This is a genomic window from Endozoicomonas sp. ALC013, assembly GCF_049310205.1.
Classification (GTDB): Bacteria; Pseudomonadota; Gammaproteobacteria; order Pseudomonadales; family Endozoicomonadaceae; genus Endozoicomonas.
Window position 1 is genome coordinate 1 of sequence record NZ_JBLYNS010000130.1, and the last position, 14528, is coordinate 14528.

Below are 14528 nucleotides of genomic sequence, written 5' to 3' on the forward strand. Positions count from 1 at the left end.
CTTAATGATTGATCTAATTAAATGATTGATATCCATAACCATATAATTCCCGGTATTGATGATGGGGCTGAAAGTCTGGAGCAGGCACTGGCCATGCTGGCACTGGCCCAGGCGGATGGCATCCGGAAGCTGGTGTGCACACCCCATATGCACCCTGGCCGGTTTGATAATGATTTGGGTTCCATTGGTCCGATATTCGAAGGCCTTAAAAAGCACGCCAGGGCAGCGGGGTTTTCGATTCAGCTGGCGATGGCAGCAGAGGTGCGTTTCAGCGATGAAATGATGTTTCAGTTACGCAGGAATGAAATCCCGATGATTGGTCAATGGGATGGTTTCCAGTGTCTGTTACTGGAAATGCCCCATCAACGAATTCCCGTGGGGATGGAGCAGATGCTGGACTGGCTTTATAAAAGGGAGATAAGGGCAGTGATTGCCCACCCTGAGCGAAATAAAGAACTGATGTCGTACCCTGAGCGTGTATTGCCGTTTGTCGAGCGTGGAGCATTGTTGCAGTTGACAGCGGGTTCGGTCGCCTCTCTGTTTGGTGAGAGGGCAGAAGCTACTGCCCGCTGGTTTGTGGATCGTGGGCTGGTGCAGTTTGTGGCTTCGGATGCTCATCACCCGGTTCGGCGACCACCAGCCATGGCGCTTGCGGCTGAGACATTAAATCATTGGGTTGGCAGTGATCAGTGTTCATTGCTGACAATGGGTAATCCCAAGAAGTTAACGCATTGTCTTTTTGGTGGAGCCTCATGAAAAGTTCGTTATCCCGGCCTCGTGGTGTATTGATGCTGCCGATTGCACTGGGATTGTGTCTGGTGATTTATCAGGCCTTGACCTTGTTGCGCTCCGAGGTCGGGCGTTACCAGACGGAACTCTTTCTGGATCATTGGCAGCAGGAGACCGAAGCCAGTAACAGTTTTGTGGTGGAAGCTTCTGAATTGGACATTGCGATCAATGGTGTGGAAAGCGCCATACGGCAAATGCCGGATAATCCGGCACTGTATGTTTTGAAGGCACGAGTGCTTGAACGGGGCAGGCTTTCCGGTATCGATATAGAGAATAATTCGGAGCTGGAAATCTGGCAGAAAGCCATTGCTTTAAGACCTGCATGGCCATACAGCTGGAGTGACTATGCCCATGCCCGCTCACAATATTCACTGATTGATTCTGAATTTGAAGCGGCATTACTTCGAGCCAGCCAGCTTGGCCCATGGGAGTCACGTGTTCTGGAAAACGGCGCGTTATTCAGTTTTCACTACCGGGGCTGGTTGAGTGATCAGCTGCAGGCAGAGCTGGATAACAGTTATCAGAAACTGGTAAAAATTTATCCACACACTGCCCAGCGTATAGTCAGGCAATATCAATAAAACCTTTTTCAATACAAAGGCACAGAGACACAAAGTTATTAGAAGTTTTCTTTGTGTCTCTGTGCCTTTGTTGTTTTAACAGTTTCACGGAAACTTCGGACTCTGATAGATCGTGCCAGGCACCCTTCGACTCCGCTCAGGGTGAGCGGAGATTGTACACGTCAAACTCATTGAAACCATGTACTAATTCAACCGTACCGTTTTGTTTTCACTGAAGGTCAGCTGATAGCTCACTGCCTGTTCACCCGGGTCGACAATTTCCAGTCCCAAGCGGATAGGTTGTGCTTTAGGCATTTCGTCTGAGCCGGCCAGCTCGCCACCGAGGTATTCCGATGGGGTAAAGGTGCGGTTAGCCACCAGTCGGCCGTTGATATCGGTAAAGGTCAGCTTTAAGTCTGGAAACGGTTGTGGGTGCCTGGCTTCATTAATGATGACAGCATCTACCTGCAGGGCGTTGTCTTGATCAGGATGGCTGCGTACCACAAGATCAACGCTTTTAATGGCATTGAGGTTGACCATAGGGGGAAGTGTGCAGGAAAGCAGATTACAGGTCATGGCATAAGCCGGTCGCAGGGCAGGGTTCAGTGACAGTGTACTGCGGTTGAACCAGGCAAATTGCAGTGTCAGCAACACCAGCAGGCTGCAGGCCGCAACACCCCAGTAGGTTCTTTTCCTGCGGAGCTGTTGTTCGTTAATGGTTTCTTCGGTTTCTCGCTGGTCCAGTTCGTGAATCAGGGTTTCGATGCTTTGCTGGTGGTAGCCATCATATTGGATGGGCGCAGTGGCAACCTTTGCCTTTATGGAAGGGTCAAGGTCTTTGCTTCTGGACGTTTCCGGTTGTGTTGAATCCGGTTTTTTAACCGGTTTTTGCTGTTGGACGACCAGTGTTTCCCGCAGCTTTTTTCTGGTTTGAGTGGGTGTCTGGGGTTCTTCCCGGTGGACAGAGGGGGATATTTCAACGTTTTCAGTGGGGGTGTTGAATGCCGCCTTTTCTTGTTCTTTCAGGCGCGGTAGCTGGTCTATGGCATTAAAAACCTGAAGGCATGAACCGCAACGCACCGAACCCCTGGCAGCCTTAAGCTGGGCATGGGTAATGCGGAATATGGTCTGGCAGTGGGGGCAAGTGACACTTGACGGCGTCATGTTGACTGTTTACCTGATCTTGAAGCAGCATTTTTTATTAGACCAGAGCCCCCGTACTGAATCCAGTCTAATTGATAATGCAGGTACTTTTGTTTCTATTGAAACCCGGGGAGTAACAAGTTCTGTCATACCTGCATCACATCAATGCCAGCTTATGAACGTCGCTTACCAGAAAGCATGGCCCAGCCATCAAAGGTGACTGCTGTATCCATGGCAAACCACTGTTCATAGGTTTGAATTATTTCATCCGCCTGCTCAGCCAGAATACCGGACAGAGCAATGGAACCGCCTTCCCTGGTCAGACTGGCCAGTTTGGGAGCCAGTTGAGTCAAAGGGCCAGCAAGAATGTTGGCCAGTACTATATCAGCCTGATCCGCTGGTTCATCATCGGGCAGAAAAACTTCCAGTTTATCCACCGGAATGTTATTCCGTTTAGCATTCTCGATAGTGGCTTCCAGTGCCTGCGGATCCAGGTCAACACCGACTGCGGATTGTGCACCCAGAAGGAGTGCTGCAATAGCAAGGATGCCAGAACCACAACCATAGTCGATAACTGTTTTGCCAGTCAGGTTATTCTGCTGATCCAGCCAACGCAGGCAGAGTGCTGTGGTGGGGTGCGTCCCGGTGCCGAAGGCCAGGCCCGGGTCCAGCATCAGGTTAACAGCCTCAGGATCGGGAACGTCTTTCCAGCTGGGGCAAACCCACAGGCGGTCACCAAACTGCATGGGGTGGAAGTGGGTCATCCACTCCCGTTCCCAGTCTTTATCTTCCACCAGTTCGACCTTGTGATCAGGGAAAGGGTTCAGTCCGGCATGTTCTTTGAGAAAGGGTATGACATCATCGGTGCGGGTCTGGGCATCAAACAAGCCAACAACAACGGTGTTATTCCACAGCGGTGTGGTACCCAGCTCTGGTTCATAGACCGGTTGATCTGTTGCATCCTGCAGGGTGACCGCACAGGCACCGGCTTCCAGAAGCAGGTCTTCCAGAATTTCAGCATGGTCAGAAGTTGTGTCCAGTCTGACTTGAATCCAAGACATTGTGTTACCCAGAATGAAAAGCAATAAGAATTCCCACCTGTTCTTCAGGAAAGAAATTCATGGAACATAGGCGACTTATTGTAGCTGAGCACTGGTATTTCATAAACATTTGCTGGCTGATCGCCCAATAAAAAGAAAGGCCATCTCCTTTGGGAGACGGCCTTGCCAAAGAGTAAAAAAACGGGAAATCACTCAGCCAGTTTCTTTTCCAGATAGTGAATACTGACACCACCTTCCTTGAAGTGAGTATCAGTCACCAACGCCTGATGAAGAGGAATATTGGTTTTAATCCCTTCAATAACGGTTTCATCGAGTGCGTTCTTCATCCGGATAAGGGCCGTTTCACGATCCGGACCATAACTGATGATCTTGGCGATCAGGGAATCATAGTAAGGAGGAACGCTATAACCGTTGTACAGATGGCTGTCCACGCGAACACCATTGCCGCCCGGTGCATGGAACTGCAAAACCTTGCCTGGTGATGGCATAAAGGTTTTTGGGTCTTCGGCGTTGATTCGGCATTCGAAGGCGTGGCCTTTGAGTGCGATATCGTCCTGACCAACGCTCAGAGGCAGGCCGCTGGCAATTCTCAGCTGCTCTTTGACAATATCAATGCCGCTGATCAGTTCGGTCACCGGGTGCTCAACCTGAACCCGGGTGTTCATTTCAATGAAATAGAACTCACCGTTTTCATACAGGAATTCAAAGGTTCCAGCACCTTTGTAGCCCAGCTCAATGCAGGCACGGGTACAGGCGCTGGCCACTTCCTGACGCTTTTCTTCGGGAATGCCGGGCGCAGGCGCTTCTTCAATAACTTTCTGATGGCGACGTTGCAAAGAGCAGTCGCGGTCACCCAGATGGATGGCGTTACCCTGGCCATCGGCCAGCACCTGGAACTCCACATGACGTGGGTTTTGCAGGAATTTCTCCAGGTAAACCGTATCATTGTTGAATGCCGCACCGGCTTCTGATTTGGTCAGGGCGACGGAGCTGATCAGGTCTTCTTCGTTGTAGACCACGCGCATGCCGCGGCCACCGCCACCGCCGGCAGCCTTGATGATCACGGGGTAGCCGATATCCCGGGCTATGGCCATGGTGCGGCTGTGGTCATCAGTGAGTGAGCCATTAGAGCCAGGAACCGTGGGAACACCGGCTTTCTGCATGGCTTCGATTGCTGAGACTTTGTCCCCCATCAGGCGGATAACGTCGGCGGAAGGCCCGATAAAGGTAAAGCCACTGCGTTCTACCTGTTCAGCGAAATCTGCATTTTCGGACAGAAAGCCGTAGCCCGGGTGAATCGCGGTGGCGTGAGTCACCTCGGCGGCACTGATGATGGCAGGAATATTGAGATAGCTGTCTGCCGGGTTGTTTGGACCGATACAGACGGACTCATCCGCCAGGTGCAGATGCATAAGGTCAGCATCGGCCTTGGAGTGAACCGCAACGGTCTTGATGCCCAGCTCTTTGCAGGCCCTTAATATTCTGAGAGCAATTTCGCCCCGGTTGGCTATTACGACTTTATCGAGCATAACGCGATTCTCAGGCGATTATCAGACAATAGTGAACAGGGGCTGGTCGAACTCAACAGGCTGACCATTCTCGACCAGAACGGCATCAATAGTGCCGGATTTGTCCGCCTTGATCTGGTTCATCATCTTCATGGCTTCAACAATGCAGAGTACATCACCTTCCTTAACCTGCTGGCCGACTTTGGCGAAGTCAGGCGCATCCGGTGACGGAGCACCGTAGAAAGTACCAACCATGGGAGACTTGACCTGATGGCCCGAAACGACAGGCTCAGCAATAACAGGTGCAGCTGCTTCAGTGGCAGCGGGGGCAGCAGCAGGAGCCGTGGCTGTTGCAGCAGCCGGGTAGGCAATGGGGGCGGCGGCTACCGGTGCATTTTTCGAGTAACGGCTGATACGAACGGACTCTTCACCCTCATGGATTTCGAGCTCATCAATACCTGATTCTTCCAGCAGCTCAATGAGCTTTTTTACTTTTCTGATATCCATTGTCAGTCTCAAATGCTTGTACTGGCAGCACTGGCTGGCCAGTCTGGTTGATTTTGCGAAAAATCGAACACTCTACTTGGCGAGTGCAGGATCCCCGGTGGTCAGTTTTTGCCTGACAGTGCCACTGTTTAAAAGGGGGTAAGGCAGTTGCACTGTGATTAACGTAAATCAGAACGTTGTCCTGTGTTGGTGCCGCGTTCTGAAAAAATGGTTCGCGTTCTTATGGCTCCGGCTGTCTGGCAAGTCTGTCAACTGCGGCAGACAGTGCCATTTCGTAGCCTTTAGGTCCCAGTCCGGCAATAACCCCTTCAGCAACGTCACTGAAATAGGAGTGATGACGGAAAGGCTCCCTGCAATGAATGTTCGAAAGGTGTACTTCAATAAATGGAATAGCAACCCCAAGCAGTGCGTCCCGCAGTGCCACACTGGTGTGAGTGAAAGCGGCCGGGTTGATGATGATAAAGCGTACGCCATCCTTGCCTGACTGATGAATACGATCTATCAGTAGATGTTCCGCATTGCTTTGAAAGCTTTCCAGCTTGAGGCCTGCATCAGTAGCCAGCTGGACAAGGTTCTGGCAGATCTGTTCAAGCGTGGTTGCACCGTAAACACCGGGCTCTCGAGTGCCAAGCAGATTCAGGTTTGGACCATTGAGCACAAGAATGTCGGCCATGTTTATCCTCTTAAGACCCCAATGGTCACCGTTGCGACCCTGACCAATGAGAAAGCTTCAGTAGTCAGCCTGCTTTGGTTAACCTGGCTACGCAGTTGACCTTTGAAATACATCGCAATCGTTATTGATCTGGCATTTTGCCCCATTGTCAAGAGTGCGTCCAGTTTGTGCGTGTTACAGGAGGTTAACGACAGTTACGAAGCATTTCATGCCCGTTTCAGACAAGTTCAGACATCTGTAGTTGTTCCGGAGGCTATCAGCAGTTTTGTCAGCTTTTGATGCAGCTGCAAGGCGGTGATTTCACCCTGGGATTTTAGTGCAGGCAACTCACTCCCACTGGCATCAAAAAACAGCATGGCGGGAGGTCCGAACAGTTGATGCTGGTTGAGGAACTGCTGGTGTTCCAGCGTATTATCGGTGATATCCAGCTTGATCAGGGCTATTCTGGCCAACTGATCAGTGACCAGCGGGTCTGGGAACACGGTCCGCTCAATGATTTTGCAGGATATGCACCAGTCAGCATAGAAATCCACCAGGGCTGGCTGGTTGTTCAGGGCTGCGTCTGCCAGCAGGTTATTCAGTTCATTCACTGTTGTTACGGTCTTGAAGCGGGAACTCTCTGTCTGTTCAGTGGTGCTTTCTATTGCAGTGCTGCTTTTACCCAATAACGGATTCAATGGGTCACTATTGCCCATGGCGGCACCAATAATCAGGCAGGTTCCATAGATCAGACAGAGTATGCCGACGGTCTGTCGGAACATCTGGTGCGCTTCTTTCAGATTGGTGTGAAGAGCGCCCAGGAATACGGCGCTGCCAATTAGCAAAGCACCCCACAGGAAGAGCGTGACTGATGGAGCGATAACCCGTCCCAGCATCCAGATGGCGACGCCCAGAAGTAATACGCCAAAGAATGAGCGAACACCGTTCATCCAGGCCCCGGACCTTGGCAGCAAGTGCCTTCCGCCTAACGCCAGGACAAATAAGGGAATGCCCATGCCCAGACCCAGGGCAAACAGTGTCAGCCCACCAAACAGGGCATCACCGGTTGAGCTGATATAGATCAGTGCACCGGCCAGGGGTGCCGAGACACACGGGGAAACCACCAGCGCAGACAATAACCCCATCACGGCAGCCCCCGACAAGCTGCCTGAATTTTGCTGGCTGCCACTGAGTTTGTCCCGAACCCGGGCGGGCAGCTGTAACTCGTAAAGGCCAAACATACTCAGGGCCAGCAGCGCAAAGAGTATTGCCACAGGGATCAGCAGCCATGGGGATTGGAGTTTTGCCTGAAGGTTCAGACTGGCACCAAACAGCCCCATTAATGTACCGGCAATGGCAAAGATGGCTGACATGGTGAGTATATAGGTCATCGTCAGGGCAATGGTCCGGGTTTTGGTCTGTGCCCTGGTTCCCAGTATCAGGCTGGACAGTATCGGGAACATGGGCAGGACACAGGGCGTCAGGCTAAGGCCAATACCCGCGAGAACAAAAAGGAGTAGCGCAATCGGCAGACTGTTCTGTTCCAGCTGCTGCTGGAAGGCGTTCCCGGAGTCTGATACCGCCATAAGGGTAACACTGGCTGAAACGGGCGAATCATTGACTTGGGTAATCACCAATGGAATAACAACTTTATGGGGTGGATAACACAGTCCAGCCCTGGCACAGCCCTGGAAGCCGATTTCCAGTTCCGGCAGGTTGCCTGAATGGTTGGCAGGAACTTTGATAACCAGGTTTTCACTGAATACTTCCAGTTCTTTGTTGTAATAAGGGTCAAAAATCGCTTCACCGGCAGGATAGTCAGCTGCACCCAGTGTTGAGATATCGGTTACCGGCGTAAAGGTGAAACGGTGCTTATAAAGGTAGTGCTCTGGTTTTACAGCAACATTAATGATCGCCGAACCCTGCTCAATTTGCCCGGTGAATTGAAAGGCTTCTTCGACTGGAAGAAAACCCTGGTTTTTTCTGGGTTCTGCCCCGAATAACTGGCTCAGATTGGCCTGAGCAGATATTGAGATTACCAGACCCAGGAAAAGGGGCCAGAGCAGGCGGAGTTGGCATTTTGGCATATAAGCAGCTGTTTATAATGGTGAATACTATGTATTGTGCAGTGATATATCAGAGATGCAAGTAGAGAGGGGCTTACAGAGAAAAGAAAACAGCAGAAATGAGTGGAAAAGCTCAGGTCGAAACCTGAGCCATAAGGAAAGTCAGCCTTTATAGTTGGCGGCAGACTTTTTGATGACTTCCAGGGCCGCTTCGGAACCTTCCCAGCCATCAATCTTGACCCACTTGCCAGGCTCAAGATCTTTATAGTTTTCAAAGAAGTGTTCAATCTGCTGGAGCAGCAGGGCTGGCAGATCTGTGTATTCTTTTACGTCTTTGTAGAGCGTGGAGAGTTTGTCGTGAGGAACGGCAATCAGCTTCTCGTCACGGCCACTTTCGTCAGACATGTTCAGCATGCCGACAGGACGGCAGCGAATAACTGAGCCCGGGATAACCGGGTAGGGTGTCACCACCAGAACGTCCAGAGGGTCGCCATCGTCAGCCAGGGTCTGGTTGATGTAACCGTAGTTGGCTGGGTAGAACATTGGGGTTGCCATAAAGCGGTCAACCAGAATGGCATCCATATCCTTGTCAACTTCGTACTTAATTGGCGAAGCATTGGCAGGGATTTCGATAATGACGTAGATGTCTTCTGGCAGACTTTTGCCAGCAGGAACAGATGAATAGCTCATTGACAGTCAATCTCTGTGTGAGGTCAGTTTGAAATTGCCGCGTATTATATAGAGTTTGTTACGCTCTTTTCCACTTGTAAGGGGTATCCCGCCCGGGAACCCGGGAGTGCATCTGGGCCTGGCTTGCTGGCATTGCATATTTCCGGCTGCTTATGCTCAGCTATCTGCTTGATTGAGAGCTAAAATTAATTCATTGTCAGTCGCTGGCGTGAGCTGGATTCATAAGCCAAAGGAGGTGATTGTGAGATCGATCACTGTTGAAGATTGCATGACCCCCAAAGTTGTTACCGTTTCTCCGGATATTCAAGTTGCTGAAGCCATCCGTATTCTGCTGCAACACAATATTACGGCAGCACCGGTAGTCGACAATGAAGGTACGCTTATCGGGATTCTTTCAGAATCAGACTGCCTCGAAGGGACATTGAATGGCAGCTATTTTTCCCAGGATGCGGGATTGGTGCGTGATTATATGACCATTCAAGTGGTCACCGCTGCCCCACAAGAAGATATTATCACTGTGTATCAGCGATTTATGACCGATAAGGCTTACCGTGTTCCAGTTGTTGAAGATGGAAACCTGGTGGGCATACTCAGTCCCAAAGATTTGATGTCTGCAGTTCTCGAATTTTATGAACGCCCGGTCGATTCTGCATAATTGACTTGCCAACCCGGACGATTCATTGATTATCTTGATTCATTCCATGAAATACCTGCTTTCAGGGTTATTACTTTAATTTATATTTTTAATTAATAAATTTTTTTAATTCCCTTTGTTTATTAATTTTGCTTTTCATTCATCAGCTAGACTTTTTCTTTATAGATTGGATATTTTTGAAAAGGAATTTGCATGGGCAGCACAATTTCTCCTCCTACGGGCCGTCATCCGTCATCACCAATTGATGGTTCGTCCTCAGAGTCTGAGTCAGGAAAAGAGGGGACTATGGTTACTCCTTATGGCTCTCGTAAAGTGACGGCCTCCAAAGTGGGCAAAGGAGATCCTTCTGTTCGAGGTGAAAAAGCGCATGATTCTGTAGTTCACCCTCCGGGGGAGAGAACGGTTAAACCTCAACAGGACTCATTGCCATCTTTAAATCCAGTTCCTGATGAGGCTGAAGATGGTCCGGGGCCAAACCTTGATTCTACTGAAGCGAGATTATCGGCACCTGATTTGCCTGAAAGAGCATCTGCTGATAATACACTGCCCAATAATGAAGGGTCACGTTCATTTCCATCGACTCATGATTCCCGTGTTGAAAAGGGTTTGTATTGTGATCCATTAGAACCTGAACACCATGAAACAATCTTATCACCGGTTGACGAAGATGAAATTATGTCGGTAACCACTGAGCTTGCAGAAGAGCCTCGTAATGTCAGGACACATGAAATGTTGCCCAGGCATGATTCCAGCAGGTTGTTTGGGCCTGAATTTGGCACAGCAGTGGGACAGATTGTCAGAGAAAACAGAAATCCTGAGCATTCTGAAAGTAAGCTTCCGGCTCGTATTAAACCGCTTGCGGCTCATAGTAAAACGTCATCGATGGATGATGAATCGGACGTTGCCAGCGTTTCGATCGAAGGCGGTGGTCTTGATGATGATCCAACCGTTAGGAGTGGTGGTTCAGTCACTATTGAAGGAGGGGGGGATAAAACCAGCAAAAAGCTATTTCAGCGAGTATTGGGTGCAATTAACAAATTGTTGAATGTGGTCAAAAATAACCCGCTATGGGCTGGATTTGTGATTTGCAGCGCCATTTTTCTTATCACTCTCATGGTAGGACAACCTTATGCAGCGATGTTTTTTGCAATTTGTGCCCTGGCTTTTCTGGGCGTGGCTTTGGGGGTAACAGCGTATAATCTTAGTAAACCGCAGAATCCATCACAGAGTAATAGTGGTCAGAACCAGAATCCACAAAATCCACAGAGTCCACAAAATCCACAGAATTCACAGAGTCAACAGAGTTCACAGAATTCTCCGGAAGACAGAACACAGGCTGACCCAGAGACATCAACCACCAGAACTGAATCTGGCTCAAGCCCACACCCAGGTCCCGGTGGCAGGGATGACAGGCAGACGATAACAGAATCACGGCGACCCCCTGTCAGTAATGGCAGAAGTGAGCCACCTGTCACAGGAGGCAGGGCCTCCAATGCGGCAACGCAAACGGTGGAGGGAGAAAATACCAACGATCTTGCAACAAATCTTGAAAAATTCACACAATTGATCAACGAAAACTTCAGTCCATTCTCAAGTAAGGTTCATGCTCCAGAACAATGGAAGAAGAACTCTCAGGAACCGGACAGAAAAGTTGATAGAGAAACCTTAGAAAAGGTATCGACTGCTGCAGTAGGCCTTATCGACCAGTTTCGCCATATTAAGGACCATAGAGACAGCAAAGGTTCTGATATTTTTCAATATGCCAGGCTGTCTGAGGTTGAAAAGCAAACGAATCAGCTGATGGATTTAATAGAGCCTACAGATGCGTTTATTGAACAATTGACGAATACAGTTTATATGCAATTCGCTGACCCAAAGCTTTCCCCTGATCCAAATGCTTCACCACTGAGCATTGGTGATACGCGCAGACGACTGGAAAATTTTGCTAATAAAGATATGAAGGGAGTTGAGTTTTTTGATCTGTTGGTTGAGTTTGTCCGGGCGGCAAAAGCTTATAGAAAAGGTAGAATGATGTTTGGAGATAAAGCCGGTCCTGATGCTGAATCAGTCCCTTTATCTGTAAAAACTCCGATGTCCGCTCCAAAAGATGATTTGGATGATGAGTTACCAGAATAAGCGGATAAACGGCATTATTAAGTAGTAAAAAACCGAGCTAAAAGTCATTGTCGTAATTTTATATATAAATGATTTTCTGAATTTCTTTTTATAAAAAGAAATCGACCAATGTGTAATTGGCAAGAACGTTGTTTCATAACCTAAAGTTAAAGAAGCGACTTAACGGATATTCAAAATGACAGGGAGTCACTCATGAGTACCTCCATTGGCGGTGTGGATTCTTCCAGTAGCGAATCTGGAGAAAACCCCAAAACCGTTACCTTGAATGATGGCAGGATTAATTCACTCCGGGCTGCCGGCTATACCGATGCCCAGATTGAAGCCTTGTTATCAATGGCTGACCCGGATGATCAGGGTAACTCGCTAACCCCCACCCACTTCTACTCGGTTAATAAGCAGACACTGAACTCGCTTAGATATACGGGACAGCTTGATGAAGCGTCACAGAAGCTGGTTTATTTACAGGCACCTGTCGCCATGGTTCAGGAGGTCAGTAATCCGGCGAACTGGAATGGTGATAATTATATAGGTCCCGGAGCGTCACAAATCAATGCATATCTGATGGGCGAACCAGTGGATTTCACCAAGCCCAGCCTGGACGCATTGATTATGGGCGTGCTGACGGCCCGGGCAGATATTCTCCAGACACAACTGGAAGACCAGATAGAGTCCATCAATCAGAAAAATGATTTGCTGGAAGAGGCCAATATGTATTTGGCCAAAGCCAAGGAGAAAAAGGCAGCGGCTGGCACGTCAGGCTCTTCCATGATGTCAAAGGATATGATTGATTTCTGGAAACAAATGGGCGCTCAGACTGACCGAAGCGGTAATGACGATAGTCATAATGCTGCTGAGTGGGATGCCAATATTGAGCATTTGAAATCAAAAATTGAGTCGCTGACCAGTCAATCACAATTGCAAACCACCAAGCTTCAACAGACTATCAATAAATACAACCAGACGTTTGAAATGCTTTCTAATTTTATCAACAAGTACTTTCAGTCCATAAGTACTATTATTCAAAATATGCGTTAACTCATGGAGGAGTCACACGTGAATAGTGAAGATCTGAATTATGAAGGTGCAGAACTTGAAGACAAGCTCATGAATTTCTTCGGTGAGGGGGGAACCTTCAAAGATTTGAAAAACTTGAGTGATGATGCCATGGAAGCAATATACTCAGTTGCCTACAATCTTTATCAGGGTGGAAAGTACGAAGAAGCAACGAAAGTTTTTCAATTCTTGTGTTTTTACGACCATTTCAATCGTAAATACTTTCTTGGATTAGGTGCCTGTCAACAAATGCAGAAACAATACGACAGCGCCATCGAGATCTTCTCATTTGCTACTCTTCTGGATTCTGATGATCCCCGACCAATGATGTATATCGGCGATTGTCATTTAGCGAAAGGCGACAGGGAAAAGGCTCAGATTTCTTATGAGACTTCCATTGATTGGGCCGGTGATAGCCCGGAATATGCCAAGGATCTGGAACGTGCCAAAAATATGCTGGAAAATCTAAAATAGCCAGGGAGTAAGCAGAATGGATGGTATCCAACAGGGGTATTCGGCGGGGCAGATACCACAACAGGCGGGTATAGACCCATCACTCCGGCAACAACAGACCGATCAGGTTGCGCAAAAAGAAACAGTCAGTCGTGGTTATTCGGAGCAAAACACGGTATCGACGAATCAGGTTCAGGAGAATATTTCTCCTCCCCTTAAGCCGCCGCACAGTCTGGATGTTCCAGCGAAAGGCTCAGATACTCCTTCTGGAAAAGTCCTCAAGGAGATCTCTGTTTTTTCCGAAATCCAGAAGCTGAGTAAAACGAACCCTGAAGCGGTAAAGCTTGGTCTGGCTTCTGAGGCAGTGATCGAACAAGGTGGTCAGGATTATTTGGCTCTGGTCACTGGTGATCTGAAAGCCTTCGCCGAGGGGCCTGGCGGGCGGCCGAATCCACTGGCGGGTCATATCAGTTCTATGCAGAGCAACAAGGACCATCTGTTGTCCATGGGTTACAGTAATGAGCTGGTTGATGGAATGCTGAAATTGGCTGACCCGAAAGATCCGGATAACTCCCTGAGGACCATGCATTCGTTCTCTGCCCAGGTGGGTGGCAAACTTGCCGGTGATGACTCGCTTGGACAGCTGGGTGATCTTTTTGCCGATACTTTCAACAAAGTTGCCAACCTGAAAGGGGGACCCACAGACCTTCAAAAAGAATTGCAAACTGAACTGAAAGCCTTTACTTCAACATTCCTGGATTCAAATAAAACGCTTGATGTGGATACTGCAACTCAAATGCTGATGCAAATTCAGACCAAGTTGCAGGACAGCCGTCTGGTATTTAACCAGGAAAATATCAAAATTAATGAGCAACAGCGACAGCAGGTTTCGGAAAAACGGTTAGCAAAGATTGCCGAATCGATTGAAAAAGCGGAAGAAGCCAAAGAATCAGGAAAGATCGCTAAAATATTCGGTTATATAGCCGTCGCTCTCATGGCTGTTGTTATGGTTGTTATGTTTGCTACGGGTGTTGGTTCGCCATTAGCCATGGGGCTCATGGCCGCATGTCTGGCTCTGACCGTGATGATGACTGTTTCTTCCGAGACCGGCGACTGGATGAACAAGGGAGTTGCCTCGATCTTCGAGGCATTTGGTGCGAATGAAGACCAGGCCATGATTGGCGCGATGGTGTTCTGGTCGTCCTTGATTCTGGTAATGAGTCTTGGTGGTGCGTTTGCCGGTGGGGGGGCCAGT

General features: G+C 48.9%; 14 protein-coding genes. 7 read left to right on the plus strand and 7 right to left on the minus strand.

The features are described 5' to 3' along the window. Positions 1-21: 21 nt before the first annotated feature. Positions 22-756: a tyrosine-protein phosphatase gene (locus ACO6V1_RS18730; protein WP_422460856.1), complete on the plus strand. Its 735-nt coding sequence runs from the start codon at positions 22-24 to the stop codon at positions 754-756. Then, complete coding sequence (locus tag ACO6V1_RS18735; protein WP_422460858.1) at positions 753-1370, plus strand: hypothetical protein; 618 nt, start codon at positions 753-755, stop codon at positions 1368-1370. Before ACO6V1_RS18730 ends, ACO6V1_RS18735 begins: the two co-directional genes overlap by 4 nt. Positions 1371-1553: 183 nt before the next feature. Here ACO6V1_RS18735 and ACO6V1_RS18740 read toward each other — a convergent pair whose 3' ends face one another. The 7 genes from ACO6V1_RS18740 to ppa form a co-directional block, all read right to left on the minus strand. Continuing rightward, positions 1554-2513 (minus strand): DUF3426 domain-containing protein, encoded by a 960-nt coding sequence (locus ACO6V1_RS18740; RefSeq protein WP_422446264.1) that lies wholly within the window; start codon positions 2511-2513, stop codon positions 1554-1556. Positions 2514-2665: 152 nt separating this feature from the next. Continuing rightward, positions 2666-3553, minus strand: a complete 888-nt coding sequence (prmA, locus tag ACO6V1_RS18745; protein WP_422468012.1) for a 50S ribosomal protein L11 methyltransferase — start codon at positions 3551-3553, stop codon at positions 2666-2668. Between the two features lie 188 nt (positions 3554-3741). Beyond that, complete coding sequence (gene accC, locus ACO6V1_RS18750) at positions 3742-5082, minus strand: acetyl-CoA carboxylase biotin carboxylase subunit (RefSeq protein WP_422468014.1); 1341 nt, start codon at positions 5080-5082, stop codon at positions 3742-3744. Positions 5083-5103: 21 nt separating this feature from the next. Beyond that, on the minus strand, positions 5104-5568 hold the full coding sequence (gene accB, locus ACO6V1_RS18755; RefSeq protein WP_422446258.1) for an acetyl-CoA carboxylase biotin carboxyl carrier protein: 465 nt from the start codon (positions 5566-5568) through the stop codon (positions 5104-5106). A 220-nt stretch (positions 5569-5788) separates the two neighbouring features. Next, positions 5789-6241 carry a type II 3-dehydroquinate dehydratase gene (gene aroQ, locus ACO6V1_RS18760; protein WP_422446256.1) on the minus strand — a complete coding sequence of 151 codons (453 nt, stop codon included), beginning with the start codon at positions 6239-6241 and terminating at the stop codon, positions 5789-5791. A 227-nt stretch (positions 6242-6468) separates the two neighbouring features. Beyond that, on the minus strand, positions 6469-8307 hold the full coding sequence (gene dsbD, locus ACO6V1_RS18765) for a protein-disulfide reductase DsbD (RefSeq protein WP_422468016.1): 1839 nt from the start codon (positions 8305-8307) through the stop codon (positions 6469-6471). Between the two features lie 141 nt (positions 8308-8448). Beyond that, complete coding sequence (gene ppa / locus ACO6V1_RS18770) at positions 8449-8976, minus strand: inorganic diphosphatase (RefSeq protein WP_101745973.1); 528 nt, start codon at positions 8974-8976, stop codon at positions 8449-8451. A 241-nt stretch (positions 8977-9217) separates the two neighbouring features. Between ppa and ACO6V1_RS18775 the strand changes: the two genes are divergently transcribed. From ACO6V1_RS18775 to sctE, 5 genes are all read left to right on the plus strand, one after another. Beyond that, positions 9218-9631 (plus strand): CBS domain-containing protein, encoded by a 414-nt coding sequence (locus ACO6V1_RS18775; protein ID WP_422460866.1) that lies wholly within the window; start codon positions 9218-9220, stop codon positions 9629-9631. A gap of 192 nt (positions 9632-9823) precedes the next feature. Further along, entirely contained in the window at positions 9824-11767 is a 1944-nt protein-coding gene (locus ACO6V1_RS18780; RefSeq protein WP_422468018.1) for a hypothetical protein, read from the plus strand. Between the two features lie 192 nt (positions 11768-11959). After that, on the plus strand, positions 11960-12802 hold the full coding sequence (locus tag ACO6V1_RS18785) for a hypothetical protein (protein ID WP_422446248.1): 843 nt from the start codon (positions 11960-11962) through the stop codon (positions 12800-12802). A gap of 18 nt (positions 12803-12820) precedes the next feature. Further along, a complete protein-coding gene (locus ACO6V1_RS18790) occupies positions 12821-13294 on the plus strand; it encodes a SycD/LcrH family type III secretion system chaperone (RefSeq protein WP_422446246.1) in 474 nt (157 codons plus the stop codon). A 16-nt stretch (positions 13295-13310) separates the two neighbouring features. Continuing rightward, the coding region (gene sctE, locus ACO6V1_RS18795) for a type III secretion system translocon subunit SctE (RefSeq protein WP_422468020.1) at positions 13311-14528 on the plus strand (1218 nt) is incomplete at its 3' end.